This is a genomic window from Rubrobacter calidifluminis (genome assembly GCF_028617075.1).
Lineage (GTDB): Bacteria > Actinomycetota > Rubrobacteria > Rubrobacterales > Rubrobacteraceae > Rubrobacter_E > Rubrobacter_E calidifluminis.
In genome coordinates this window covers 75624-100970 of the sequence record NZ_JAQKGV010000009.1, presented here as the reverse complement: position 1 = coordinate 100970, position 25347 = coordinate 75624, and the positions used below count along the sequence as shown (strand labels likewise).

Annotated in this window: 24 protein-coding genes and 1 tRNA gene; 11 read left to right on the top strand and 14 right to left on the bottom strand. The window is 66.3% G+C overall.

Going from position 1 to position 25347, the window contains the following annotated elements; genetic code table 11:
• Positions 1 to 7 precede the first annotated feature (7 nt).
• From gnd to PJB24_RS08925, 7 genes are all read right to left on the bottom strand, one after another.
• Entirely contained in the window at positions 8 to 928 is a 921-nt protein-coding gene (gene gnd / locus PJB24_RS08955) for a phosphogluconate dehydrogenase (NAD(+)-dependent, decarboxylating) (protein WP_273844974.1), read from the bottom strand.
• Between the two features lie 48 nt (positions 929 to 976).
• Positions 977 to 2074 carry a transaldolase gene (gene tal, locus PJB24_RS08950; protein WP_273844971.1) on the bottom strand — a complete coding sequence of 366 codons (1098 nt, stop codon included), beginning with the start codon at positions 2072 to 2074 and terminating at the stop codon, positions 977 to 979.
• A gap of 180 nt (positions 2075 to 2254) precedes the next feature.
• On the bottom strand, positions 2255 to 2659 hold the full coding sequence (locus PJB24_RS08945; protein WP_273844970.1) for a single-stranded DNA-binding protein: 405 nt from the start codon (positions 2657 to 2659) through the stop codon (positions 2255 to 2257).
• 60 nt (positions 2660 to 2719) lie between these two features.
• Positions 2720 to 3634: a ComEC/Rec2 family competence protein gene (locus PJB24_RS08940; RefSeq protein WP_273844968.1), complete on the bottom strand. Its 915-nt coding sequence runs from the start codon at positions 3632 to 3634 to the stop codon at positions 2720 to 2722.
• Between the two features lie 46 nt (positions 3635 to 3680).
• Positions 3681 to 4316: a hypothetical protein gene (locus tag PJB24_RS08935; protein WP_273844966.1), complete on the bottom strand. Its 636-nt coding sequence runs from the start codon at positions 4314 to 4316 to the stop codon at positions 3681 to 3683.
• A complete protein-coding gene (locus tag PJB24_RS08930) occupies positions 4313 to 5176 on the bottom strand; it encodes an ATP-binding protein (protein WP_273844963.1) in 864 nt (287 codons plus the stop codon). The genes PJB24_RS08935 and PJB24_RS08930 overlap by 4 nt, the downstream gene beginning before the upstream one ends.
• Positions 5106 to 5789 (bottom strand): DnaD domain-containing protein, encoded by a 684-nt coding sequence (locus PJB24_RS08925; RefSeq protein ID WP_273844961.1) that lies wholly within the window; start codon positions 5787 to 5789, stop codon positions 5106 to 5108. Before PJB24_RS08925 ends, PJB24_RS08930 begins: the two co-directional genes overlap by 71 nt.
• A gap of 214 nt (positions 5790 to 6003) precedes the next feature.
• Between PJB24_RS08925 and PJB24_RS08920 the strand changes: the two genes are divergently transcribed.
• The 3 genes from PJB24_RS08920 to PJB24_RS08910 all read left to right on the top strand — a co-directional run bounded on the left by PJB24_RS08920 (position 6004) and on the right by PJB24_RS08910 (position 10187).
• Complete coding sequence (locus PJB24_RS08920; protein ID WP_273844959.1) at positions 6004 to 7929, top strand: S53 family peptidase; 1926 nt, start codon at positions 6004 to 6006, stop codon at positions 7927 to 7929.
• Between the two features lie 98 nt (positions 7930 to 8027).
• The gene (locus PJB24_RS08915) at positions 8028 to 9419 is read left to right on the top strand and encodes a circularly permuted type 2 ATP-grasp protein (RefSeq protein ID WP_273844957.1); all 1392 of its coding nucleotides are present in this window, start codon (positions 8028 to 8030) and stop codon (positions 9417 to 9419) included.
• A 21-nt stretch (positions 9420 to 9440) separates the two neighbouring features.
• Positions 9441 to 10187 carry an SDR family NAD(P)-dependent oxidoreductase gene (locus PJB24_RS08910; protein WP_273844953.1) on the top strand — a complete coding sequence of 249 codons (747 nt, stop codon included), beginning with the start codon at positions 9441 to 9443 and terminating at the stop codon, positions 10185 to 10187.
• Positions 10188 to 10264: 77 nt separating this feature from the next.
• Here PJB24_RS08910 and PJB24_RS08905 read toward each other — a convergent pair whose 3' ends face one another.
• From PJB24_RS08905 to accB, 4 genes are all read right to left on the bottom strand, one after another.
• Positions 10265 to 10780, bottom strand: coding sequence for a peptidoglycan-binding domain-containing protein (locus PJB24_RS08905; protein ID WP_273844951.1), 516 nt, complete (start codon positions 10778 to 10780; stop codon positions 10265 to 10267).
• A gap of 151 nt (positions 10781 to 10931) precedes the next feature.
• A complete protein-coding gene (locus PJB24_RS08900; protein WP_273844949.1) occupies positions 10932 to 11762 on the bottom strand; it encodes a DUF1385 domain-containing protein in 831 nt (276 codons plus the stop codon).
• A 61-nt stretch (positions 11763 to 11823) separates the two neighbouring features.
• Entirely contained in the window at positions 11824 to 13200 is a 1377-nt protein-coding gene (gene accC / locus PJB24_RS08895) for an acetyl-CoA carboxylase biotin carboxylase subunit (RefSeq protein WP_273844947.1), read from the bottom strand.
• Between the two features lie 2 nt (positions 13201 to 13202).
• Complete coding sequence (gene accB / locus PJB24_RS08890; protein WP_273844944.1) at positions 13203 to 13706, bottom strand: acetyl-CoA carboxylase biotin carboxyl carrier protein; 504 nt, start codon at positions 13704 to 13706, stop codon at positions 13203 to 13205.
• Between the two features lie 65 nt (positions 13707 to 13771).
• Between accB and mutL the strand changes: the two genes are divergently transcribed.
• The gene (mutL, locus tag PJB24_RS08885) at positions 13772 to 15583 is read left to right on the top strand and encodes a DNA mismatch repair endonuclease MutL (RefSeq protein WP_273844942.1); all 1812 of its coding nucleotides are present in this window, start codon (positions 13772 to 13774) and stop codon (positions 15581 to 15583) included.
• A 235-nt stretch (positions 15584 to 15818) separates the two neighbouring features.
• On the top strand, positions 15819 to 16946 hold the full coding sequence (locus PJB24_RS08880) for a glutamate--cysteine ligase (protein ID WP_273844940.1): 1128 nt from the start codon (positions 15819 to 15821) through the stop codon (positions 16944 to 16946).
• On the opposite strand, the gene PJB24_RS08875 is transcribed toward PJB24_RS08880, so the two are convergent.
• The 3 genes from PJB24_RS08875 to PJB24_RS08865 all read right to left on the bottom strand — a co-directional run bounded on the left by PJB24_RS08875 (position 16943) and on the right by PJB24_RS08865 (position 18373).
• Positions 16943 to 17227, bottom strand: coding sequence for an Lrp/AsnC family transcriptional regulator (locus tag PJB24_RS08875; protein ID WP_273844939.1), 285 nt, complete (start codon positions 17225 to 17227; stop codon positions 16943 to 16945). The genes PJB24_RS08880 and PJB24_RS08875 overlap by 4 nt on opposite strands.
• An 8-nt stretch (positions 17228 to 17235) precedes the next feature.
• Positions 17236 to 18330 carry a hypothetical protein gene (locus PJB24_RS08870; protein WP_273844937.1) on the bottom strand — a complete coding sequence of 365 codons (1095 nt, stop codon included), beginning with the start codon at positions 18328 to 18330 and terminating at the stop codon, positions 17236 to 17238.
• Positions 18290 to 18373, bottom strand: a tRNA-Leu gene (locus PJB24_RS08865). The genes PJB24_RS08870 and PJB24_RS08865 overlap by 41 nt, the downstream gene beginning before the upstream one ends.
• Before the next feature lie 108 nt (positions 18374 to 18481).
• Here PJB24_RS08865 and PJB24_RS08860 point away from each other — a divergent pair.
• The 6 genes from PJB24_RS08860 to PJB24_RS08835 are packed head-to-tail and all read left to right on the top strand — an operon-like array spanning position 18482 to position 25316.
• Complete coding sequence (locus tag PJB24_RS08860) at positions 18482 to 20044, top strand: serine/threonine-protein kinase (protein WP_273844935.1); 1563 nt, start codon at positions 18482 to 18484, stop codon at positions 20042 to 20044.
• A 6-nt stretch (positions 20045 to 20050) separates the two neighbouring features.
• Complete coding sequence (locus PJB24_RS08855) at positions 20051 to 20896, top strand: FhaA domain-containing protein (protein WP_273844932.1); 846 nt, start codon at positions 20051 to 20053, stop codon at positions 20894 to 20896.
• Positions 20897 to 20898: 2 nt separating this feature from the next.
• A complete protein-coding gene (locus tag PJB24_RS08850) occupies positions 20899 to 21384 on the top strand; it encodes an FHA domain-containing protein (RefSeq protein ID WP_273844929.1) in 486 nt (161 codons plus the stop codon).
• Positions 21385 to 21399: 15 nt separating this feature from the next.
• A complete protein-coding gene (locus tag PJB24_RS08845) occupies positions 21400 to 22569 on the top strand; it encodes a Stp1/IreP family PP2C-type Ser/Thr phosphatase (RefSeq protein ID WP_273844927.1) in 1170 nt (389 codons plus the stop codon).
• 3 nt (positions 22570 to 22572) lie between these two features.
• Positions 22573 to 23895 (top strand): FtsW/RodA/SpoVE family cell cycle protein, encoded by a 1323-nt coding sequence (locus tag PJB24_RS08840; protein ID WP_273844925.1) that lies wholly within the window; start codon positions 22573 to 22575, stop codon positions 23893 to 23895.
• Positions 23892 to 25316 (top strand): peptidoglycan D,D-transpeptidase FtsI family protein, encoded by a 1425-nt coding sequence (locus tag PJB24_RS08835; protein WP_273844924.1) that lies wholly within the window; start codon positions 23892 to 23894, stop codon positions 25314 to 25316. The genes PJB24_RS08840 and PJB24_RS08835 overlap by 4 nt, the downstream gene beginning before the upstream one ends.
• The last annotated feature ends 31 nt before the right edge of the window (positions 25317 to 25347 follow it).

Sequence of the window (25347 nt, the reverse complement as noted above, 5' to 3'; positions counted from 1 at the left end):
CCTGCTCCTACCCTTCCCCGCCGCGGGTCCCGGCCTCCTTCACCGCGTGCCCGCCGAACTCGTTGCGCAGGGCCGCGAGCACCTTCGCGGCGAAGGAGTCGTCCTGCCGCGAGGCGAACCGGGCGAAGAGCGCGCCGGTGATGATCGGGGCGGGCACGTCCTCGTGTATCGCCTCGAAGACCGTCCAGCGCCCCTCACCGGAGTCCTCGACGTAACCGGCTATCTTCTCGAGATCCGCGTCCTTGGAGAAGGCGTCCTCCGCCAGCTCCAGGAGCCAGCTGCGCACGACGCTCCCCTGGTTCCACAGGTGCGAGATGGCCCTCAGGTCGTAGTCGTAGCGGCTGCTCTTGAGGATCTCGAACCCCTCGGCGTAGGCCTGCATCATGCCGTACTCGACCCCGTTGTGGACCATCTTGGCGAAGTGCCCGGCGCCGGCCTCCCCGAGGTAGGCGTAGCCGTCGGGCGGGGCGAGCGTCTTGAGCGCGGGCTCGACGTGCTCGAAGGCGCTCCGGTCGCCGCCGACCATCGTGCAGTAGCCGACCTCGTACCCCCAGATGCCGCCGGAGATGCCGGCGTCGAGGAAACGCAGGCCCTTCGCCTCGATCTCCTTCGCCCGCCTCACCGAATCTCGGAAGTAGGAGTTGGCCCCATCGACGATGATATCGCCCTCGTCGGCGAGCTCGGCGAAGCGGTGGAGCATCTCTTCGGTCACATCCCCGGCCGGGAGCATCGACCACAGAACCCGAGGCGGCGAAAGCTTCTGCACGAACTCCTCGACCGAGTACGCCCCTTCGGCCCCGTGCTCGACGGCCTCGTCGACCTTGCCGGGCGAACGGTTCCCGGCCACCACCCGGTGATCTCCCTTGTCGACGAGGCGCCGCACCATGTTGGCGCCCATCCTCCCGAGCCCGTAGATCCCCAGCTCCATGTCCCCTGTGCTCTCCTCTCTTTTTGGTGTCCCGGACCGAACCCCGCGCTACCGGCGCGAGAGCTCCCCGCTCTTCTGCTCTATGACCTCGATGAGCTCCTCGAAGGAGTCCGAGAACTTCTGGACGCCCTCTCTCTCGAGCGTGGCCGTCACGTCGTCGTAGTCCACCCCGGCCTTCTCGAGCTCGGTGAAGAGGGCGCGCGCCTCCTCGACGCCTTCCTCGATGGTCGGCCGGATCTCGGCGTGGTCCATGACGGCCTCGATGGTCTTCTTCGGCATGGTGTTCACGGTGTCGGGGCCGACGAGCTCCTCGACGTACTTGACGTCGGAGTACTCGGGGTTCTTGGTCGAGGTCGAGGCCCAAAGCGGCCGCTGCTTCCTCGCTCCTCGCGCCTCGAGCTCCCTCCACTCGTCCGACCCGAAGATCTCCTTGAACTCCTGGTAGACGAGCCTGGCGTTGTCCACCGCGAGCCGGCCCTTGAGGTCCGGACGCCCGACCTCATCGAGCCTCCTGTCGGTCTCGGTGTCCACCCGGGAGACGAAGAAGCTCGCGACGGAAGCGACCGTCGAGGGGTCGCCACCACCCTCGACGAACCTCTTCAGGCCGTCGATGTAGGCGCGGGTCACCTCCCGGTAGCGCTCGATCGAGAAGATCAGGGTGACGTTTATCGGGACGCCGCGCGAGATCATCTCCTCTATCGCCGGAAGGCCCTCCCTGGTCGCGGGGATCTTGATGAACAGGTTGGGCCGGTCGACCATGTCGTGCAGCCTCTGGGCCTCTTCGATGGTCCCTTCGGTGTCGTAGGCGAGGTCGGGGGAGACCTCCAGAGAGACGAAGCCGTCGAGGTGGTCCGTCTCCTCGTAGACCGGGGCGAGGATGTCGCAGGCGTCCTGGATGTCCCGCTGGGCGACCCGGAAGAAGATCTCCTTCGGGTCGTCGAGCTCTCTGGCGAGCTCGGCGAGCTGCTCGTCGTAGAGCTCGGAGTTCGAGATCGCCTGCTGGAAGATGGTGGGGTTGGAGGTCACCCCTACTATTCCCTGTTCGACGAGCTTTTTAAGCCCTCCTCTTTGGGTGTCCTCGCGCGAGATCTCATCCACCCAGGGGGCCTGCCCGATCTTCCGCATCCTGTCAAGCCGCTCGTTCATACCCTCGAAAAACCTCCGAAAACGCTCGAATCCGCTCCTGGATCCATTCCGGACCCTCATGAGACTTTATACCCCTGCAGGGAGCCCGGCAAAAGAGCTTCTGGAAAGCATCTCACACCCGACAGGAGAGGGGAGACGCGAACGTCTCCCCTCAGATGCCTCCGCCAGGTTCCAGAGGACTCAGAACGGGATGTCGTCGAGGTCTTCCTCGCTCATCTCGGGCACGTCGTCCGCCGTGCGGCCTCCCCGCTCGCCGCCCGAGTCGCCTCCGCCGCGGCCGAGGAACTGGACGTTGTCGGCGACCACGTCGACCTTGCTCCTCTTGGTCCCGTCCTGGGCCTCCCAGGTGCGGTACTGCAGCCGCCCCTCGACCAGGACCGGGTCGCCCTTCTTCACGTAGTTCGCCACCCGCTCGCCGAGGTCGCGCCAGGCGGAGACGTCGAAGAAGTCGACCTCCTCGTTCTTGGAGTAGACGCGGTTCACGGCGAGGCCGAAACCACAGACGGGCACCCCGGACTGGGTGAACCTGAGCTCCGGGTCGCGGGTGAGGTTTCCGGCGAGTATCACCCTGTTGAAGCTGACCAACTTCGCATCCTTTCTCGTTTCGCTACCTCTGTCTCCAGTCTAAAGGACGGCTCCCGCTTCTCAAGGTCTACTCACGGCCACCTCCAGCTCGTCGTCTTTTATCGTGGCGACTACGTCCCCGTCCTCGTCGGTGCGGAAGATCTTCGCTCCCGCGACCTTGAGGCGTCTTAGGGTCTGGTAGGTGGGATGCCCGTAGGGGTTGTCCGCCCCGACGGAGATTACCGCCACCCTGGGTCGGAAGCGGCTGAGGAAGAGCGGGGTCGTGCTGTAGCTTGAGCCGTGGTGGTCGACCTTGAGGATCGTGAGCGGCCCGGCGTAGGGCCCGAGGCTCATGTAGCGTTCCTCCTCGGCCCCGGCGTCCCCGGCAAGCAGGATGCGTGCGGCACCCCGACTGATGAGCAGCGCGACGGAGTTGTCGTTGTCCTCGGGGAAGAGACCGCCCTCGGAGTCGGGTGGCGGGCCCACGACGGTGACCGGGGTGCCGCCCCAGTCGAAGTGCATCCCGGCCCGGCTCTCGACGACCCTCGCTCCTTCTTCCTTCACCCCGCGCAGGAAGGCGGTGAAGGTTGTCGTCGCGCTGGTATCCCCGGAGAGGTAGACGGTGGAGACGTCGAAGGCGTCGAGAACCTGCGGAAGCCCGCCGACGTGGTCGGCGTCAGGATGGGTGGCGACGAGACCGTCGAGCCTCTTCACGCCGCTTCTCCGCAGGAAATCGACCACCTCCGGACCCGCCTCGGGCCTCCCGCCGTCGACGAGGTAGTTCCTGCCGCCGGACTGCACCAGGATGGCATCCCCCTGCCCGACGTCTATGAAGCTCACCACGAGCGCCCCCGCGGGAGGCGGATGCTCCCCGAGCGCCGCCCGCGGTGCGGCGCAGCCGGAGCAGAGGGCCAGCGCGAGGAGCATGCCGAGTGCCAGAGACGTGATCCGCTCACGCCTCCCCCCGGCATACTCTTCTCCACGCGTCCCCCGCATACCATCCGTCCTGCAGGATGGTTATCGGAGCGAGGAGGTGAAGGCTTTACCCCCTGTCCTCCGGAGGGGTGAGCCGGTCGATCCATTCGTCCGCCTCGGCGCGGGTGAGCTCTGTCAGGGGCTTGCCGATCCTGCTCTCCAGCCTCGCCACCCCGTTCTCCCCCCGCAGTTCCTCGGCGAGCGTCCTGAGCAGGTTCACCTGGCTCGGCCGCGCCTTCTGGGAGGAGTCACGCGCCGGGGGTTCCCCGTTCTCCCGGGACCGCTGGGCCGCGGTGGCGTCTCTGAGGTGCGCCCTGGAGGGGCGCGGGCGCCGCTCTTCCTGCTGAGCCGGAGCCGGGGGAGCATCGTCCCCGTCGGTGAGCTCCTCGAGGGCTGTGGCCCCCACATTCACCGCGTCGCGCAGGGCGCGGGCCTTCGCGCGGGTCTCGGCCATCCGGATCAGGTGCGAGGCGATGTTGCGCGAGACGTTCTCGGGCGAGGCGTCGCCGAGCCCGCTGAAGGTGCGCCCGTCCTCCATCTCGACCGTGGCCTTGACCACCGCCACCTGCCCGTTGCTCTCGTCCGGCACCTGCAGAAGCTCGGTGTCGATGCTCTTGAGGCCCAGCGAGTGGGCCTCGTCCAGAAGCCCGGCAAACAGCACGTACTGCCTGCCGCCCCTCGTGATCATGAACTCTTCCCTCATAGCCTCCTGCGGGCCTCCAGCTCCCTGTAGTCTTCTCCTTCGAGCGAGATCCACTCGCACATCGCGATGATCCGGCTCGCCGTCCTCTCTCCGAGCTGCGCGGCGAGATCCTTGGGTCCGATGTTGGAGGTGAAGATCGTCGGCAGGGCCTCCCGGTAGCGGTGGTTGACGACCACGAAGATCCGCTCCTGTACCCACTCGGTGGGACGCTCGGAACCCAGGTCGTCGAGCACGAGAAGTTCTGCGTTCTTCACCGATTCCATCCATTCGTCGAGGTTGCGCCCCGGCTCGTTGTAGGCGCCGCGCAAATTGTCGAGCAGCTCCGGGACCGTGACGAAGAGCGAGGGCACCCTGCGCCGTTCCATCAGCTCGTTCATCACCGCCACCGCCAGATGGGTCTTGCCGGTCCCAACCCCACCGCAGAAGTACAGCCCCCGCCCGGCCTCGCGGTTCTCCTCCCAGTTCTTGAGGTAGCTCTCCACCTTCTCCGCCGCCCGCGTCGCACTGGGGCTGACGTAAGGCTTGAAGCTCGCGAAGGTGTAGCCCCGCATCCGCTTAGAGAGCCCGCTGCGCTCCTTCAGCGCCTCGATGCGCGCCTCACGCCGCATCATCTCCCACTCGCGCCGCTCGTTCTTGGCCTCGCACTCGGGAGTGCAGGGATGGTAGTACCACTCCCCGTCTTTGCCGTACTTGCGTTTCAGGGCGGGGGGAAACTCGACCCACTCCACCTCGAGCTCCCTCCCGCAGTGGGGGCAGACGTTGTCGTCGAGCCTGAGGGCCTTCTTCTCCCTATTCTTCCTCGCCGAAGAGCCACTCATAGCCCTCCCGGCGTCGGGCAGCAGCCTGTCGATCCGCTCCACCGCTCACCCCCTCTCCGACGAGCCTGAGCCTGCGGTCCTGCTCGAAGCGCCTGACGTCTTCAAGGGTCTTCACCCCACGCTCGACCCACCGCTCCAGGATGCTTCTCACATAGCCGACGCGGCGGGCGTCCCGCTCGCTGGCGATCCTGAGCGCCTCGCGCACAGCGTCCGGCTCGATTCCGTCCCGCTCGCAGTAGCCGTTGAGGAACTCCAGGATGTGCGGGGCGGGCAGGGTGCCCATGTACCGGAAGTAGTCGTCCGGCGTTATCCCCTCCGGCTCCGCGCGCACGACCTCTACACCATCCCCCGCATCCGGCTCGGGGCGGCTGGAGGGGGGATGTTCTGCCACCTCCAGCCATCCGTCACGTTCCGTCACGAAACCCGCCTTTACGAGCCTCCCGAGCGCCCGTTGCACCTTCTGGGGCGTCGTGCCGAGGAGTTCCGCGAGTTCTTCGATATCCAGCTCATCCATACCTACCTCCGGCAGGATGCGCAGGAGCTCGTAGAGAGCGACCGCCTCGGCCCCCAGGTGGGGCATCCAGCGCACGTAGAGCCGGGCACGCTCTCCGCGGGCCCCCTTCTCTCCCGGTGGTGTGAGCCGGATCCTCTCCACGCCCGTTCAGTATACCGGCCCCGGCGATCGAACCACACCCCCGAAAGCGACCAGCGGCCACGAAAACCAGAGAAAGGCACGGGGGTGCGGCGGCCTGTATAATGCCCGGCTGGATGATGGGTGCCTCACTCGGAGAGTAGCGGGCAGGGCCGTCCTCTTGCATCCATCATCGGGGAAAGGCATGCGTCCTTTTGAGGGAAAGGAGAACAATGCGATGAGAAACTACGGGAGGCGGGGCCTTCTGGCCACCGCCCTCGCCTTCGTGCTGGCCGGCATGGTGCTGGCGGGTCAGGCCCTGGCCCAGAACAGAGATCGGGTAACGCTGGGCGGAAGCTCGCCCGCTTGGGCCAAGCCATCTGCGGCGCGCCCCGCCCCGACATCCCGCCACGTGAGTGCCCGGGTCTACCTGCGGCCGCGTCACAAGGCGGACCTCGACGCGCTGGTACGTGCGGTCTCGAATCCCACGAGCGGCAGCTACCGGCACTTCATAACCCCTGCCCAGTACCGGGCCCGTTTCGCGCCGACGGCGTCCGACGTGCGGGTGGTCCGTCGCTGGCTCTCTGGAGCCGGGCTGCGTGTCAGCGGGGTCGGCGCGGGCAACCGCTATGTGGCGGTGCGCGGCACCGTGGCGCAGGCCGAGAGGGCTTTCGGCGTGAGGATGGGGCTCTTCCGCCGCGGCGGGCGCACGGTGCTCGCCCCGGCGGGCAACCTCTCCGTACCTGCGGGGCTCTCGGAGAAGGTCCTCGGCGTGGTCGGGCTGCAGTCCCCGCCGCACACCGTAAAACCGCTGCAGAGCGGCCGGGCACAGCCGCCGGCGGGCTTCCGCAACGCCCGTCCGTGCTCGCTCTACTACGGTCAGCTCACGGCGCGTTACCAGGCCGACTACAAGAGCCCGCTACCGAAGTTCGAGGGCAGCTACCGGCCGTACGCAGTCTGCGGCTACGTCCCCTCCCAGCTGCGCGGGGCCTACGGAGTGACGGCCAGCGGGCTCACCGGAGCGGGCGCGACCGTAGCCATCACCGACGCCTACGCCGCGCCGACGATCCTGCAGGATGCGAACCGCTACGCGACGAGACACGGGGACGGCCGGTTCTCGCAGGGGCAGTTCAGGCAGGTTCTCCCCGGGCAGGGTTTCCGCAACCAGAAGCTGTGCGATCCTTCCGGGTGGTACGGGGAGGAGACCCTCGACGTGGAGGCGGTGCATGGGATGGCCACGGGGTCGAAGGTGCTCTACTACGCCTCCAGGAGCTGCACCGACACCGACTTCCTTGACACGCTGGCCCGGGTGGTAGATGACAACAAGGCCTCCATCGTGTCGAACTCCTGGGGCGATTTCTCCTCCAACGAGACCTCCGGCGCGATACGCGCCTACGAGACCATCTTCGAGCAGGCGGCCGCCCAGGGGATAGGTTTCTTCTTCTCCTCCGGTGACGATGGGGACGACGTGGCGGCCAGCGGCCTGCTGCAGACCGACTACCCGGCCTCCGACCCGTACGTGACCGCCGTCGGGGGCACCTCGCTCGCCGTCGGGGCCGGCAACAACTACCGCTGGGAGGCCGGCTGGGGGACGGACAAGTACGTCCTCTCCGACTCCGGAAAATCCTGGGTCCCCCAGGGGTTCATCTACGGAGCGGGCGGCGGGTTCAGCTCGCTGTTCAACCGACCGGACTACCAGCAGGGCGTGGTGCCCGCGGGATCCCCGGCCGGCCGGGCGGTGCCGGACGTGGCGCTGGACGCCGACCCCACGACGGGCATGCTCGTGGGCGAGACCCAGAAGTTCCCGGACGGGGTCTACTACGATGAGTACCGCATAGGCGGGACCAGCCTCGCCTCGCCGCTCATGGCCGGGATGGAGGCACTCGCCAGCCAGGCCCAGGGCGGCAGGCTCGGCTTCGCGAACCCCAGGATCTACGACCTCGCCCGGTCCAACAGCAAGGCGTTTCGTGATGTAACCCCGGCCCACGACGGTGCTGCAAACGTCCGGCCGGACTACGCCAACGGCGTGGATGCGCAGGGCGGCATCGTCTACAGCGTCCGGACCTTCGACGACGACTCGAGCCTCAAGACGAAGAAGGGCTGGGACGATGTGACCGGCGTGGGATCCCCGGACAGGGTCTACTTCACCGCCGGGGCCGGCTGAGCCCGGCAGGACGGCCCATCCCGAGAGACCGGGGGGGATCCCCCCCGGTCTCTCGCCGTAGTACGCCCGGGCGAGCAAGCCGCTATAATCCCTCTTCTGTGAGATTCGTACGCTCTCTGGCCGGTCCCAACGAGGTCTTCCTGCCCGACGGTACCCCGAGACCGATCTACCGCCCCGTGCTCGACGAGCTGGAGAAGATGGGGGCTGCGGGCTGGGAAGAACGCCGACGCCGGGCGCACGAACTCCTGCTCGCGGAGCAGCGCTCGTTCGGCCTCACCGGAGAGGACAAGACGCACCCGACCGAGTGGATCCCCCGGGTCGTCACGTCCGGAAACTGGGAGAAGCTCGAACGAGGCCTGACCCAGCGCCTCCGGGCGATAAACGAATTCCTCAGGCGCCTCGAGCAGGGAAGAGAGGAGGTCGTTCCCGAGGAGGTGCTGAAGACGAGCACCCTCTACGATGTCTCCACCCCGAACCGCTTCGGCCCGGTGCCGGTGCGTCAGATCGCCTTCGACATAGTGGCGACGGGAGACCCCGAAGACCCGGAGTTCTTCGTCATAGAGGAGAACGCCAAGATGCCCGTCGGTCTCGCCCCGATGACCCGCCGGCGCAGGATGACCTCCGGGGTGGTCTTCCCAGAGTCTTACAGCGAGCTCGGGGTGAGGCCGCTCGACGGATGTCTCGAGCGACTCGGACATTCCCTGCGCGCGGCCTCCCGGAAAGGCGACGAGGCGACGCTCGCGGTCGTCTCGGGAGGTCCCGCCGACCAGTTCTACCTCGACCACCACATCTACGCCAGCGAGATGGGCGCCATCCTCGCCGAACCGAAAGACCTCGTGTTGGATGGAGAGGGCTACCTGGTGCACCGCTCCTCCGGCCGCAGGATAGACGTCGTCTACGAGCGGGTGGACGAGGACAGACTCTACGCGGAGGTTCCGGGGCTGCTCGAGTGCCACCTGCAGGGTAGGGTGCACGTCCTCTTCGCACCGAACTCCGAGATCATAGACGACAAGGGAGTCTACGTCTTCGTGCCGGAGATGGTCCGGCACTACCTGGGCGAGGAGCCCCTGATCGACAACCCTCCGACCCTCTCGCTCGCCGTCGAGGCGGACTACCGATACGTGATGGAACGCTTCGGCGAGCTCGTCATCAAAAGCCGCGGCGGCTACGGCGGCAAGGAGGTCATGATCGGACCGGAGGAGAGCAGGGAGAAGGTGGAGAACTTCCGCCGGAAGGTCGAGGCGAACCCGGTCGAGTACATCGCCCAGGAGGTCATAGACTTCTCCACCCACCTCGTCTGCGAGACCGATGGAGAGGGAATCCTGCTGCGCGACTCCTACGCCGACTATCGAGTCATCGCACTCGCACCCGACCCGGAGACCGTCGAGGTGGTCCCGGGCTCGCTCACCCGCGTGGCTGCGCCGGGCAGACACGTGGTCAACATCTCCAGCGGCGGCAGGATGAAGGATACCTGGGTACTGGAACGCTGAAGGAGGGAAAGGAGCCCGTATATGTCCCGTCTTGAGGGAAAGGTGGCCGTGGTGACCGGAGCATCCAGCGGCATAGGAGAGGCGACCGCCGAGGCGCTCTCGCGCGAGGGGGCGGCCGTCGTCGCCGCCGCCCGCCGCAAGGAGCGGCTCTCCTCCCTGATCGGGCGGATAGAGGAGGCGGGAGGAAGAGCGATCGCCGTTCCCTGCGACGTCACCGACGAGGAGCAGACGCAAAGGATGATCCTGCGCGCGAAGGAGGAGTTCGGAAGGGTCGACATCCTCGTCAACAACGCCGGGGTGATGCTCCTCTCCCGCGTGGACAAGGGCCTCACCGATCAGTGGCGCCAGATGTTCGAGGTGAACGTGATGGGGTTGCTCTACGCCACGAACGCCGCCCTCCCGATAATGAAAGAGCAGGGCTCGGGGCACATCATAAACATCTCCAGCGTCGCCGGGCGCAAGGTGCGCCCGACGGGCGCGATCTACTCCGGCACCAAGTGGGCTGTGAACGCCATCTCCGAAGGCCTGCGGCAGGAGCTCCTGGAGGATGACATCCGCATCACGGTGATAGAGCCGGGCGCCGTGGAGACCGAGCTCGCGAGCCATATAACAGACGAGGATGCGCTGGCCGAGCAACGCCGCAGATTCGGTACCATAGAGCCCCTGCAGGCGGAGGACATAGCAGCAGCCATAGCCTACGCCGCGACCCAGCCGCCCCGGGTGAGCGTGAACGAGGTCTTGATCCGCCCGACCCGTCAGGCGAACTAGCCGCCCGGGGACAGTAGGGGCGGGGCCCTCAGAGGGCCCCGCCCCAGGTCCACCGGCGGGCCGTCGTCCCGGAAAGATCAGCGGGCGCTGATCAAAACGTGCCAGGTGGCGCGGTTCGCGCTGCCCGTGACGCGCAACCCGTGGGTCTTCTGGAAGTTCATCACATCGGATCTGGTGATGTTACCGTAATACCCCGTGACGGGTATGTTGTAGCCGTACTGCTGCTGCAGTTCGGTCTGCAGTGCCCTCACAGCGTCGTTGGTCTGCCCGTACCTGACCGGCACCACCAGCTCAGGCCAGGTCTTCGCGCCGACCACCCCGCTCACCGGGATGCTCCCGGCCTTCTGGAATCTCTCCACTGCCTGTGTGGTCAGCGCACCGTAGTAGCCGGTCGGCGTGAAGCTCGCAAAGCCGCGGTCTCGCAGGAAGTACTGTATCGCGTACACGTCGGTGTCCTGATCCCCGTAAGAATAAACCGGCCAGCAGCCCGTCGGGGCGCACCCCACCTGGGGTCGCATCCTGGCCTGGGCGGGAACGGCGGCCAGCAGCACCGCCAGGGCGGCGAGGGACGCCAGGACCAGCAACCTTCTCACTCCTCTCTCCTCTCCCCCCCTCCGACACCATTAATCGCCCGCCGGTCTCGGACACCCTGATTGTGCAGGAGGTGATTTTACGAAAAGGTTTCATAACCGCTAAGAATCCGTGCGCCCCCGCAACGATTCGGCAACGGCGTCCTCTGCAGGCTCAGTAGCGGGCCGGTATCCTCACGCGGGTGCCTATCTCCACCGAGGGATCTCCGCCCTCAGCCTCAAGCAGGCGGTTTATCGAGGCGACGGCGACCTCCAGCTCCCGGCTGGTGGGCTCCGAGGTGGTGAAGTAGCGCTGCAGAAGGTTGCCAACTGCTATTGAGGGGCGGCTCCGCCCGAAGGTGAACCACAGCTCGGAGATGAGGATAAACTGGGCGATCGAATACCACCACCATGGGACGATCGGCTCGAGCGCGGCAGCTATCACGATGTAGATGAGGATGTTCGTGCCGCACCGGGGGTGGATGCGGCTGCTCGCCCGGGCCTTCTCCATGGTCACCTCGCCGTACTTCTCGTAGGCGGCGACGGCCTTGTGCTCGGCGCCGTGGTAGCGGCCCGTGGCGGTGAGCTTCATCGCCGCGAAGAACAGCACCAAGAGCGGCAGCATCGGGAAATCAGCGAGGAAGCCCAGAAACCCACCGAGAGACCCCAGGCCGCTGCCCAGCTCCAGCACGCGTACAATAAGCCACAGCGCGGCGATCGAACCGACGAAGTAGGCGAGGGTCCACACCGAACCGCCCACCTGCACCAGGAGCTGTCCCCAGAAGAAAAAAGAACGGATTATCGGCCAGCCCGAGATACGCCTCACCGTGAGGTTCTCGGGCCTCCAGACGCTCACCGGGTCCACGCGGACGAAGATCTCGCCGCTTCGCTTGCGGTAGGCCGTGCTCATATAACGCGCCCCGAAAAAATCGATCCCATCCCAGCGTGCCATCCCGCCGAGCATGAGGCTCTCCTCAGATCTGTGCGCGGTGGCCGACTCAGCCACTACGTTCTCCTTTCGGGACCCAAAACCACCCCAAAAGGTTAGCACCGCCCGCCGGCGGCGGCTACGCGGTAAGGGCGGTGAGCCTCAGCACGCCATCCTCGACGGACAGGCGGCGTTCGGCGAGAAAGCCCGTATAGACTTCGCCTTTCCTGAACCCCTTGTCCTCCAGTATGGCGAGGTGCAGCGGCAGGGTGGTCTCCAGCCCGGCCACGGCGAACTCGTCCAGGGCGCGTACCCCGCGCCGGATCGCTCCGTCCCGGTCGGGGGCGTGCACGATGAGCTTCGCCAGCAGTGAGTCGTAGTGTGGCGGGACGCGGTATCCAGGGTAGAGGTGCGAGTCTACCCGCACGCCTGGCCCCCCGGGAGGCGTGTAGAACTCGACCTGACCGGCCTGCGGGATGAAGTTCTTCTGCGGGTCTTCGGCGTTGATCCTGAACTCCATCGCGCATCCCGAGGCGGTGGGCCTCTCGGGGACGCTCATGCCCTCACCGGAGGCTATCCGGATCTGCTCGGAGACCAGATCCACCCCGGCCACCATCTCGGTCACCGGGTGCTCCACCTGCAGGCGGGTGTTCATCTCTATGAAGTAGAACTCGCCCCCCGAATAGACGAATTCCACCGTCCCTGCCCCCTCGTACTCCAGCGAGAGAGCGAGTGAGGCCGCCGCGTCCATCATCCTGGTGCGCACCTCCTCGGGGAAATCCGGGGCCGGGGACTCCTCCAGGAGCTTCTGGTGGCGGCGCTGAATCGAGCAGTCCCGTTCCGGGAAGGCGGCCACCCGCCCCCGGCCGTCGGCGAGCACCTGTATCTCGACGTGCCGCAGCCGCTCCAGGTAACGCTCGACGTAGACCGAGCCGTCCCCGAAGGCCGCCTTCGCCTCCCGGCTCGCCGCCACGAAGGCCGCCTTGGCCTCCCGCTCGTTCTCCACGACGCGCATCCCCTTCCCCCCGCCGCCCGCGGCGGCCTTTATCAGCAGCGGATACCCGACCTCCGCCCCGACCCGCATGACCTCCTCCGCGCTGGAACAGGTGCCCTCGCTGCCCGGCACCACCGGGACCCCGGCCCGAGCCGCCGTCTCACGCGCGGCAGACTTGTCCCCCATGCGCGCTATCGCCTTCGAGGAAGGACCGATGAACCTGACGCCGCTGCGCTCGCAGATCTCGGCGAAACGCGCGTTCTCCGAGAGGAAGCCGTAGCCTGGGTGGATGGCCTGCGCCCCGGAGACCTCCGCCGCGGAGATTATCGCCGGGATGTTCAGGTAGCTCTCGGAAGCCGGCGGAGGACCTATGCAGACGGATTCGTCCGCCAGGATCCGGTGCAGCGAATCGGCGTCGGCGGTCGAGTAGACTGCGACGCTCCGGACGCCCAGCTCCCTGCAGGCCCGTATGACCCGCAGCGCTATCTCGCCCCGGTTGGCTATGAGGACCTTGCCGATCATCACTACCCCTCCGGTCGGAGGTAGAAGAGCGGCTGGTCGTACTCGACCCCGGAGGCGTTCTCGACCAGCACCTCGACCACCTCCCCGGAAACGTCGGCCGGGATCTCGTTCATCAGCTTCATCGCCTCGATGATACAGAGGGTCTGTCCGGCCTCGACACGATCCCCCACCTCCACGTACGGCGGGTCGTCTGGGGACGGGGACCGGTAAAAAGTGCCGACGACCGGCGAACGCACGGCGTGCAGCCCGTCGCCCTCAGCCGCCGGAGGCTCCTCGTGTGCGGGGGGCTTCGCCCTCTCGGGTTCGTCCGGTGGGGGCGGCGGCGCAGCCTGGACCGGAAGCCCCTCGCTCCTGGCCTTGACGGTCACCTCCAGGTCTCCCTGACGGACGCTTATCTCTCCGATCCCGCTCTCCCGCAACAGCTCCACGAGCCGGCGAAGATCTTCGTGGGGCAGCATCTGCCGTCCGATACCTTCCGCCTCGATCTTCTCTCTTCTCTCCTGCATGACCCGCGATTCTACACTCCCCGCGTTTGGAAAACCTGCCCCCGGTTGTACAATGCCCGAAGGCCATGGCAGCGCGAAAGACGATCCGGATACTAGACCCGCTCGTAGCCCAGCAGGTCGCCGCGGGAGAAGTCGTCGAGAGGCCGGCCTCGGTCGTCAAGGAGCTCATCGAGAACTCGCTCGACGCCCACGCCTCCCGGATAGAGGTGGAGATAGAAGACGGCGGCACCTCCCGCATCCTGGTGCGAGACGACGGCGAAGGCATGTCGGAGGAGGACGCCAGGCTCTCGGTGCTGCGTCACGCGACCTCCAAGATCCGCTCCGTCGAAGACCTCGAGGCGGTGAGCACCCTGGGCTTCAGGGGTGAAGCTCTACCCTCGATCGCGAGCGTCTGCCGCTTCGAGCTCACGACTTCGGACGGCGCATCCAGAAGCGGCACGAGGGTCTGCGTGGAGGGGGGCTCCGAGGCAGAAGTCTCGGCAGCCTCCCATCCGAGGGGGACCACCGTGATCGTCGAGCGTCTCTTCTACAACGTCCCGGCGCGGCGGGCCTTTCTGAGGGGCATCCGATCCGAGCGGGCAACCATAATGGACGTGGTGACGCACCTGGCGATCTGCAACCCGCAGGTCGCCTTCAGGCTCTCGGAGGGGGGGCGAGAGCACCTCTCGCTTCCTGCGGCGAAAGACCTCCTGGAACGGCTCGCCCAGATCCACGGCGTGGCCCGGGCGCGGGCCTTCAGGGAGGTCTCCTACGAGTCAGGGGCCTTCAGGATAAAGGGGTACGCCGCGCTTCCCAGCGTCCACACGAGCAGCCGCAACGCCTCTCAGACGGTCTCGGTGAACGGCCGGTGGGTGCGCTCCGAGAACCTCAACAGGGGCCTCGACGACGCCTACCGGGCGACGGTTCCGGCGGGCAGGTATCCGCCGGTGGCGCTGCTGATAGAGGTGGACCCGAAGAGGGTGGACGTCAACGTCCACCCCGCCAAGCAGATCGTGCGCTTCTCGGACGAGCGCGCGGCACGCGAGGCGGTGACCGCCGCCGTCAGGCTAGCGATCGAGTGGCGCCCCCACCCGACGGTGAGACCGCCGGAAGTCCCCTCCTCCCCTGCGCTGCAGCATCCCCTCACGTTCCAGGCGCGCCGGGAGGAGACCACACCCCGGCGCGCCTGGCCCCTGCGGGTTGCGGAAGAGCGGAGAAGCTATCCGGAGGCGGACCTGCGGGAGTTGCAGCGCGAAGCCTCCCGGGCAGCGCGGGCGGCGGAGGAATCAGGTTCGCCTCCGGAGGAGGTGCCGGAGCGCGGAGCGCTGCCCTCGCTGGAGGAGGCGCGTGTGATCGGCCAGCTCGCGCGGTGTTACATCCTGCTGGAAGACCCATCGGGCCTGTGGGTGGTCGACCAGCACGTGGCTCACGAGAGGGCGATACTGGACCGTCTGGCCGGTCCGGACGGCCCACCGCAAGTGCAGGATCTGCTGGTGCCCGAGGTGGTGGAGCTCTCGCCCTCCGAGGCCGAGCACGCGGCCGATAGCCTGGAGGAGCTCGCGCTCTACGGGTTCCGGGCGGAGCCCTTCGGGCCGCACTCGGTGCGCGTCAGCTCCGCGCCCTCCATTCTGGCCGGAAGAGAAGTGGCCGGAGCGCTCTTCGAAGCCCTGACCGTCATAGGCGGCGACGACCCCGGTCCCCGCCGCGAGGAGCGCATACTGGCCACCATAGCCTGCCACTCCGCGGTCAGGATGGGCGACGGGCTCTCTCAGAAGGAGATGGAGAACCTCATAAGAGAGTGGCTCACGAGCAGGCTTCCGGCCACCTGCCCGCACGGACGGTCGATATGCTTCCTCATCGGGACCCGGGAGATAGCCCGCAAGCTCGACCGTCACTGAGCGTGTCAGCCCCGCCGCAGGAACGACGATGCAATGCGGTCGTCTCTCTGGTTATTTTCGACCGCAGCGGGTAATATGTCTTCCCAGGCTGGTTACGCTGATGTAGAAGAGGTCCGGTAGAGATGTTCGCAACTCCGCACCGGGCGGAGGTTCGCCGGAGCATCCGGCGTCTGCAACTTCCCCCTCGTCCCGCACCCCCTTCGCGACCCTGAAGTATCGGATGGGAGGAGAGACCATGCCCCTCGAGTTCAAGAGCACCGGCGAGAGAGAGTACACGCTGGGCCTGGAAGAGGAGTTGCACATAGTGGACGGCTCCACCGGAGAGCTGGTCCCGAAGGTGGACGAGATCATGCGCCGCCTCCCTGAGGAACTCTCCGAGTACGTCTCCTACGAACTCTTCCAGTCGGTGCTGGAGATAAAGACGCCGGTGTGCTCCTCGGCCTCAGAGATAGGCCAGAAGCTGCGGGAGCTGCGCAGCCGGGTGGGTTCGTGGGCGGCGGCCTGCGGGGCCTCGATAGCCTCGGCCGGCACCCACCCCTTCAGCCGCTACCGGGATCAGAAGGTTACCGAACAGGAGCGCTACCGGGAAGTCCTGAAGCGGCTGCGCTGGATCGCCGAGCGGGAGGTGATCTTCGGCCAGCACGTTCACGTGGCGGTCCCGGGTCCCGAGGCGGCGATAGAGGCTCACAACCGCCTCGCCGAAGAGGCCCCGCTCCTCCTGGCCCTCTCGGCCAACTCTCCCTTCTGGCAGGGGATGGACACCGGGTTCGAGTCGACCAGGATCAAGATATTCGAGTCCTTCCCTCGCTCCGGGCTGCCGCCGGCGTTCGAGGATTACGCGGCTTTCGAGGATTATGTGGATCGCATGGTCGATTCCGGGGCGATCGAGGACTACACCTTCTGCTGGTGGGACGTGCGTCCTCATCCGAAGTTCGGGACGATAGAGCTACGCATCCTGGACTCCCAGACCAGCCTCAGGGCGGCCACCGCCCTGACCGCCATCACCCAGTGCCTCGTCGCCCGCGCTCTCGACGGGGAGCCGAGAGGCCCCTACGACCGGGAGATAACGCTCGAGAACAAGTGGCGCGCTTCCCGGTACGGTATGGATGCGACCTTCTACGACCCGGTGGGGAAGATACCGGTGCCGGCGGGAGAGATGGCCCGCTCACTCGTGGAGGAACTGAGGCCCTACGCCGCCTCCCTGGGGTGCGAAGACGAGCTTCAGGACGTGCTCTGGATCGTCGACAACGGCACCGGAAGCCAGCACCAGCGGCGGATCTACCGGGAGAGCGGTGATTTTCTGGAGGTCGTGGCCTTCCTCATAGAGAGCACCCGCCCTGCGCTGGCCGGGGAGCCGAGCTAGCCCTCCTCGAACCCGAGCGACCACATCCGGTCGAGGTCGTAGTTGGAGTAGGTGCGGAAGGCGACCATGGTCTCGGTGCGCGCCACCCCCGGCACCTGGGCTATCTTCTCCGGAACTATCTCGGCCAGCCGTTCGAAGTCCGGGATGCGCACCATGACCACGATGTCATATGGTCCGGTCACCGAATAGGCCTCGGTCACCCCCTCTATCTCAAGCATCGCCTGAGCGGCCTCCTGCACCCTCTCTCCCTCGGTCGTGACGAGCACCACGGCGGTTACCAAAATCCCTCCTAGATCCCGAAGGTCAACCTTCCAGATAGCGTGTTGTCCCTGGTGTACTGCTCGTATCTTACCGGCCCGACCTCCACCCTGACGCGGGAGGTCTCGTCCACCACGCCGGGCTTGAACCCGCCGAGCGTGACGGTCTCCGTCCTCCCGGGTTCTATCCGCCGGATGCGCGCAGTACGGACCTGGCTTTCGACGCCGCCGGCAACGGAGATCTCGACCGGAACGCCATCCTCTACCATCCCTCCGTCGTTCGCCACCTCGATCCTGAAGACCGGCCGGTCGGCCCCCTTGAGGATCACGGTGCCGCCGGGGTAGAGCGGGTGCCCGCCGACGCTCACGCCGGAGATCCTCACCCCGTGTGCGGCTCCCTCTCTCCTCCCGCCCCCGAGACCGGACGCTCCGTAATCCACAAAGGGCGCCGGGTGGTAGATTATCGCGTCGTCCTCGTTGATCTGTCCCTCCTCGCGCAACACCTCCCTCACCGCGGGCATGTAGTAGTGAGAGATCACGGCATCGCTCATCTTGTAGTCTCTCAGCCCGCTCGACAGGGCACTGCGCAACCGCTCCCGACTCCCTGATGCTGCCCTGGCGATCCTCCCGGTAGCCCGCGCCCTGATGCCGAGGGCACTCTGCAGGTAGTGGTGGACCTGCGCGAAGCGCCGGGGCACCTTCTGGGAGGCAAGCGTCCTCTCGTAGAGCTCGCGTGAGCGTTCGGCCGACCACCGGAGATCCTCCCGATGTCTGGAAGAGACGCGCCCGTCCGAGGCGTCCTCCAGCGCCCGCTGCAGCCGCCCGTTGCCGAGGTGCTGGGATTCGAGGAGGATGGAGTCAGAGGTCGCTACGTACTTCCTGATCCCGGTGGCCTGTTGCGTCGCGACGCAGCCGCGCACCACCAACAGGATGACTCCGGCGACGACGAGGAACAGCAGTGCGGAAACACAGACGGACGCCCAGGGCGGCAGAGCCCTGCCTCCCCGCCGGCGCCCCCACTTCCTCCCTCGTCGGACGGGGCTCCTGTAGGCCTCCCGCTCTACGCTGCCCTCCCGGAGTAGACTGTGGGCGAGGGGGGACTCGAACCCCCACGTCCTCTCGGACACTAGACCCTGAACCTAGCGCGTCTACCAATTCCGCCACTCGCCCGCGCCGTCGCCCCGGCCACGGGGCGAGGAGATTTTACCAGCAGCCGGGCTCGAAGACCACGGGTGGACGGGGAACCCACCCTGGCGAAAGCTATACAATACGTGGTCAATGGCCGAGGCACGGGTCATCGAAGGGCAGGGCCACTACGTGCTCGACGAGGTGGTGGGGCGCGGCGGCTTCGCCACCGTCTGGCGCGCCCGGGCTCGCGCGGGAGAGGTGGTCGCCATAAAGGTCATCCCCATATACAGCGCCCAGGAGCGCTCCCGGGCGCTGAGAGAGGGACAGATCGCTGAGGGCCTCCACCACCCCAACATCGTCGAGACCATAGAGGTCATAGCCGGGGAGACCGAGGTCTACCTGGTCACCGAGTTCGTCGAGGGTATGCCGCTCGACGAGGCAGCGAGGGGCTACACCCCAGAAGAGATAGAGGATGCCCTCTCGCAGATACTCCAGGCGCTCTCTTACGCCCACGCCCAGGGCATCATCCACCGGGACATAAAGCCGCAGAACGCGCTCGTGGACCGGCGAGGCACGGTCAAGCTCACGGACTTCGGCATCGCATACCGGGCGGGAGACACCCGGTTGACGCGGGTCGGCTACGCGGTCGGCACGCCGGGGTACATGGCACCCGAGATAATGAACGGGGATGCGGACCCGAGCGTGCTCACCGACATCTACGCCGTCGGCGCCACCGCACGCACCTTGCTCGCCCGCCAGCCCTACGAGCCCCCCGAACGCCTCTCGGAGTTCATAAGCCGCACGACCTCACCCAACCCGACCCACAGACCCCAGAGCGCCCGCGAGGCACTCGCCCTCCTGCACGGTGGCAGGGTCTCACCCCTCTTCGAGAGGGTGCTCGGCGGGACCCGGTCGGCGAAGATCCCGAAGAGGTACGCCGAGCACCTGCTACGGGGGGCGAACAGCCTGGCGGCAGGCTGGCTCGGGTACTACGCCGCCGGGCTCCTGTTCAACGGGGCTCAGAGCCTTGGCATCGCCGCCGGGTTCGCCGTCCTGGGGTATCTCCTGCCGCGCCTGGCCGCCCTGGTGGCCGTGCTCGCGCTCGCGGTCGCGCTGCTCAAGAGCGGGCAGATCGGGGCCGGCCTGGCGGGGGTGCTTCCGCTCGCCGCGCTCGGATGGATCATAGCCGGGAGCAAGAGTAAGGGCATCGGGCGGCTACCGCTCGGCCCGGTGCTGTCGGTCCCGCTCTCCTGGGTCGGGCTCGGGGCCGGGTTGCCGCTCTTTTTCGGCGCCCTGATGCGTCCGGTCGGGGCGGCAGCCTCCGGAGCGGCGGCGGGGGCGGTGCTCGTCTGCTACGAGCTCACTCTTGGTGACGGGAACATCCCTTATACGGGGCTCATCTTCCAGAAGCTCTCCCCTGGCACCGGCCTGCAGCAGGCCGCAGCTTACGGGCAGGCGGTCCTGCAGAGCAGTTACCACCAGCCCCTCTACCTGGTGGTGCTTTGGGGAGCGATAGCGGCGGTCGTTGCGGTGGCCGAGCGTCTCGGGTGGTGGTTGGCAGGTCTTGTGGTCGCGGTCGCTGGAGGGGTGCTGGGGTATGCTCTTCTGGTCTCGTTCGGGCCCGAAGCGCTGACGAAGGCGATGTCGTCCCTGGGGCTCGCCGGTATAATATACGCTGTGTTACGGTATCTCGGCGTCCGCGCGGGAAGGTAGCTTTCCTTGGGTTTTCTCAAGGCCATAGAAAAGCGCATGGAATCCCTGGTGGAAGGGATGTTCGGCAAGGCATTCCGGAGACAGATCCAACCGATAGAGATCGCGAAGGGTCTCACCAAGCAGATGGACGAGGGGCGGATGGTCTCCGTCTCACGCACCTATGCCCCGAACGATTTCACCGTCCACCTCTCGAAAGAGGACGCCGAACCGATAGAGGCTTACCAGGAGGCGCTGAGGGAGGAGCTCATCCAGTACGTCTCCGCCCACGCCGCCGACCACGACTACCATCTGATGACCCCACCGAAGATACGCTTCGTGGTCGAGGACTCGCTGAGCTACGGAGAGTTCGGCATAACGGCGAAACTGACCGGCCCCACCGACAGACCGCGCGAGAAGGGTGCGCCACAAGACACCTCGGGGAAGACCAGGATCTTCCGCACCGAGAACATGCGCCAGGAAGAATCCGGCCAGGACACCGCGGCCATCTCAGCCGAGGAGGCGAGAAACTTCGGGCTATCGCGCGAGGTCGTCCAGCTCGTCCTCGACGGCAAGGCATATCCGCTCGAAGGTCAGGGCCCGTGGACGGTAGGCCGCTCTGCCGGGAACGACATAGTCCTCTCGGACCCGAACGTTTCGCGCCACCACGCACGCATTTCGCGGCTCGAAGACGGCTTCGTCATCGAGGATCTCGGCTCCACCAACGGGACGCTGCTCGATGGGGTTCCGATAGACCGCGAGCGCATAGACAACGGGGACGAGCTCACCTTCGGCCAGAGCACCGCGCGCTTCGTCCGGCGCACGGAGACCTCCGGAGGATCCCCCACCCACTTCGGGCGCGGCGGGAGGCGTTAAGCTTGGACCTACAGATCCCCCTTCTGGCGGCGAAGGCCCTCATCCTCTTGCTGCTCTTCGCGTTCATATATGCCGTGGTGCGGCGAGGCATAGGGGACCTGAGGGCCGTCCCCGAGGATGAGGCCTTCATGCCCGGTTCCTCGAACCCGATGAAGAAGCGCCCGGACAGGCACAGAATCATCTCGAAGGGAATCCCGGAGCTGGTCGTCGAGGATTCGGACATCTTCGAGCACGACACCCGCTTCCAGATCGGGGACGGTACGGTGACGATCGGGCGCTCCTCCTCGAGCGACATCGCGCTGAAGAGCGACGACTACGTCTCCTCGCGCCACGCCAGGATCACCCACCACGCGGATCTGCTTTACGTCGAGGATCTCGGCTCCACCAACGGCACCTTCATCAATGGTCGCAAGATAGTCGGGGCCACACCGCTGCGCTCGGGTGATACGATCCAGATAGGCTCGACGACCTTCAGGTACGTGGAGTAAGCTATCCTCCATCTCATGTTCTTCCTGGAACACTCTGGCGCCACCGACACCGGCAGGGTCCGGCAGAACAACGAAGACTCGCTGCTCGCTGGCGAGGGCCGCGACCCTACGCTGCTGGCGGTCGCGGACGGCATCGGAGGCTTCGAGGCGGGTGAGGTGGCCAGCTCCATCGCGATAGGCGTTCTCAGGGAACTGGAGCCGCAGCGCTCCTTCACGGAGGCGGTGCGTGAGGCAAACAGCCGCATCCTCACCGCCGCCCGCGAGGACAGCCGCCGGGCCGGCATGGGCACCACGCTCGTCGCGCTGCGTCTCTCCGGCAGGGGGGGGCCAGAGATCGAGGTGGTCCATGTCGGCGACTCGAGGGCCTACCTGTTACGCGGTGTGGAACTGTCGCGGCTCACCGAGGACCACTCCCTCGTCGCCGAGCTGGTAAAGAGCGGTGACCTCACCCAGGACGAGGCCGAAGAGCACCCCCACAAGAACCTCATAACCCGGGCTCTCGGGGCCGAAGAGGAGGTAGAGGCCGACGTAACCACCGTGCGGGTTCAGGACGGGGATCGGCTGCTGCTGTGCTCCGACGGCCTCTCGGACATGGTGCCGGACGAGAGGATCCGCGAGATCCTCTCCACGACCAGGGGCGATCCCCAGGCCGCCTCCCGGAACCTCATCTCCGAGGCCCTCGAAGCCGGCGGCCTGGACAACGTGACGGTGATCGTCGCCGACGTGCGCAAGAAGGAGGAGCCCCGGCTGACGGACACTACGGAGCTCGGTGTCACGGCTCCTCCGGAAGGCACGCGTGGAAATGGTCCGGGCCGGGCTGAGCTGGAGGCCAAGCGCGCCAGAGCCCTGCGTGCCAGAAGGCGCAAGAGGCGCCGCCAGAGGGTGCGCCGCATCGTGTCCGCCGCAGTGCGCGGGGTGGCCGCCCTCATCGTCGTGGCTGCGCTGCTCACACCGGGATACATCTGGGCCAGCAGCCGCTACTATCTGAGCTTCGAGGGGGGGAGGGTCGTGGTGCACCAGGGGTTGCCCTACACAGTGGGAGGGGTGAAGCTGAGCAGGGTCTTCAGGAAGACCACCCTGAAAGAGAGCGAGATCAAAAAACCCTACAGGGCTCAGATCAGGGAGCACCGGCTGTACTCGCGGCACGAGATACGGCGCATCCTGAGCGGTCTGAGGAGCAGCTAGCCGATGGCCCGCCGCGCCACGATCCCCATGATACTCGCGCTCGCGATCACCTTCGTGGGATTCGCCACCCTGATCTTCGTCAAGGGCATAACCAGCCCGCCGCTCGCCTACGGGGCTGCATACGCAGGGGTGCTGCTCGCGCTCTATCTGCTGGTTCGTCTGCTGCTCCCGCACGCGGACGCCCTGCTTCTCCCGATAGTGACGCTGCTCACCGGGGTGGGGCTTGTGATGATCTTCCGCCTCACTTACGATGTACGCGGGGTGGAGAACCTCGCGACCACGCAGGTGGTCTGGATCCTGGTCGGGAGTGCCGCGATGCTCCTGGTGATACTCTTCTTCCGCGGCTACGAACGTCTGCTCGAGTACAAGTACCTTATTGGGCTCGTCGCGATATTGTTCATGGCCTCGGTGGCGACACCGCTCGGCTACGAGGTGAACGGGGCGCGGCTGTGGCTGCACCTCGGTCCGGTCAACATCCAGCCCTCCGAGTTCGCCAAGATAGCGCTGATCATCTTCTACGCCGGGTACCTGGCGGACAAGCGGGAGGTGATGGCGGCGACGAGCCGCAGCTTCCTGGGGATGCAGATCCCGGCGCTCAAGTACTTCGGGCCGGTGGCGGCGGTCTGGGGGGCCTCGTTGCTCCTGCTCGTCGTCGAGAACGACCTCGGCGACAGCCTGCTGTTCTTCGCGGTGCCACTCCTGATGCTCTACGTGGCCACCGGGCGGCTGGCGTATGTGGTTCTGGGCACCCTCCTGTTCGGCATCGGCGCTTACGCGGCCTACAATCTCTTCGGACACGTCCAGCTGCGCGTGATCGCCTGGCTCGACCCCTGGCCCCACGCCCACGACCAGTGCTGCTACCAGGTGGTCCAGAGCCTGTTCAACATCGCCGACGGAGGGATAACGGGAACCGGGCTCGGAGAAGGGTTCGCCCAGACCATACCCGACGTGCAGACCGACTTCATCTTCGCCTCAGTCGCAAGCGAGCTCGGGCTGCTGGGGGCTAGCGCCCTGCTTCTGGTCTTCCTCGCCTTCGTCTACCGCGGGATCAAGATAGCCATGCTCTCGAGCGATCCCGCAGCCAAGCTCCTGGCCTTCGGTCTCACCTCGATGTTCGCGCTGCAGACCCTGATCATAGTCGGCGGGGTGACCAAGGCGATCCCGCTCACGGGCGTCACCCTGCCGTTCGTCTCATACGGGGGGTCTTCGATCGTGGGCAACTTCATACTCACGGGGCTCCTCCTGGTAATCTCCGAGCGGGCCGGGAAGGACTACGCAACAGAAAAGAAGCGGGCCTACGTCGGGGAGGAGGAGTACGCCGGGTGAACAGGCATCTGAGGCGCATCTTCTACGTCTTCTGCTGCGGCTTCGTGGCGCTGGTCGGCGTCCTGGCCTACTGGCAGGTCTACGCCAAGCAGACGCTCGCGGACAACCCGAACAACGGGCTGCAGAGCCAGCGCGAGTTGCAGGCACCCCGGGGTCTCATCCTCGCCCGCGACGGGCAGACGGTGCTTGCGAAGAGCGTGAAGAACGGCAAGGATTACCAGCGGGTCTACCCACAGGGGGCGCTCTACTCGAATGTGGTCGGCTACTGGAGCCAGAGATACGGCGCAACCGGCATAGAGCTCACGGAGAACTCCAACCTCTCCGGCAATGCGGAGCCGAGGACCCTCGACGAGCTCCTCAACCAGCTCTCCGGGGGCCCGCAGCCGGGTGACAACGTCGAGCTGACGCTTGACCCCAGGCTGCAGAGGCTCTCCTACGACCTGATCAAAAACAGCAGCAGCGGCAAGGGGGCGATCGTTGCCCTGAACCCGAAGACCGGCGAGATCCTCGCCCTGGCATCCTACCCGTCCTACGACCCGAACAATATAGACGAGAACTTCAAGCAGATCCAGAAAAGCCCCGACGACCTGCTGCTCGACCGAGCAACTCAGGGTCTGTACCCACCGGGCTCGACGATGAAGGTGATAACCGCGGCGGCGGCCCTCAAAAAGGGCGTCAAGCCAACCGACGTCTTCAACGACCCCGGCTACTATTACCCGATGGGGGGCGGTTACGCGGTCACCAACTACAAGGGGGCTTCCTACGGCAACGTCACCTTCCAGAAGGCGCTCGACCTCTCGATAAACGTGATCTTCGCCAAGGTTGCCGTGGAGTACGTCGGGGCTAAGGCTCTATATGACACAGCGAGAGCTTTCGGCTTCGGCGATTCCTACAACGACCTGCCGCTGCAGATCACGCCGAGCAGCGTCGGTCCCCCACCGTCGAAGTGGGACAGAAACTACCTGGCTACCGCGGCCTTCGGGCAGGCTCAGGTGCAGGCCACCCCCTTCGAGATGGCGATGGTCGCTGCGACCATCGCCAACGACGGAGTCATGATGAAGCCCAGGATCATAAAAGAGGTGCGCTCCCCGGAGGGCGTGCTCCTGGAGAGGACGCACCCCTCCGAGGATCACAGAGTGCTCGACACTCAGACCGCCCAGACCCTCAACCAGATGATGCAGTCGGTGGTAACCGACGGAGACGCTGGTGGGGCGAAGATACCCGGTGTCACCGTCGCCGGCAAGACCGGGACGGCGGAGACACCCTCGGGAGCTCCCGATGCCTGGTTCATCTCCTTCGCTCCGGCGAACGACCCGAAGATAGCAGTCGCCGTGCTCGTCCACAACGGCGGCGACAGCGAGACGAACGCCGTACCGCTGGCGCAGAAGGTCATGCAGCAGGCTCTCAGAGAGCATCTCTAGTAACAAGCCCCAGTCGTGTTATCTGTATAAT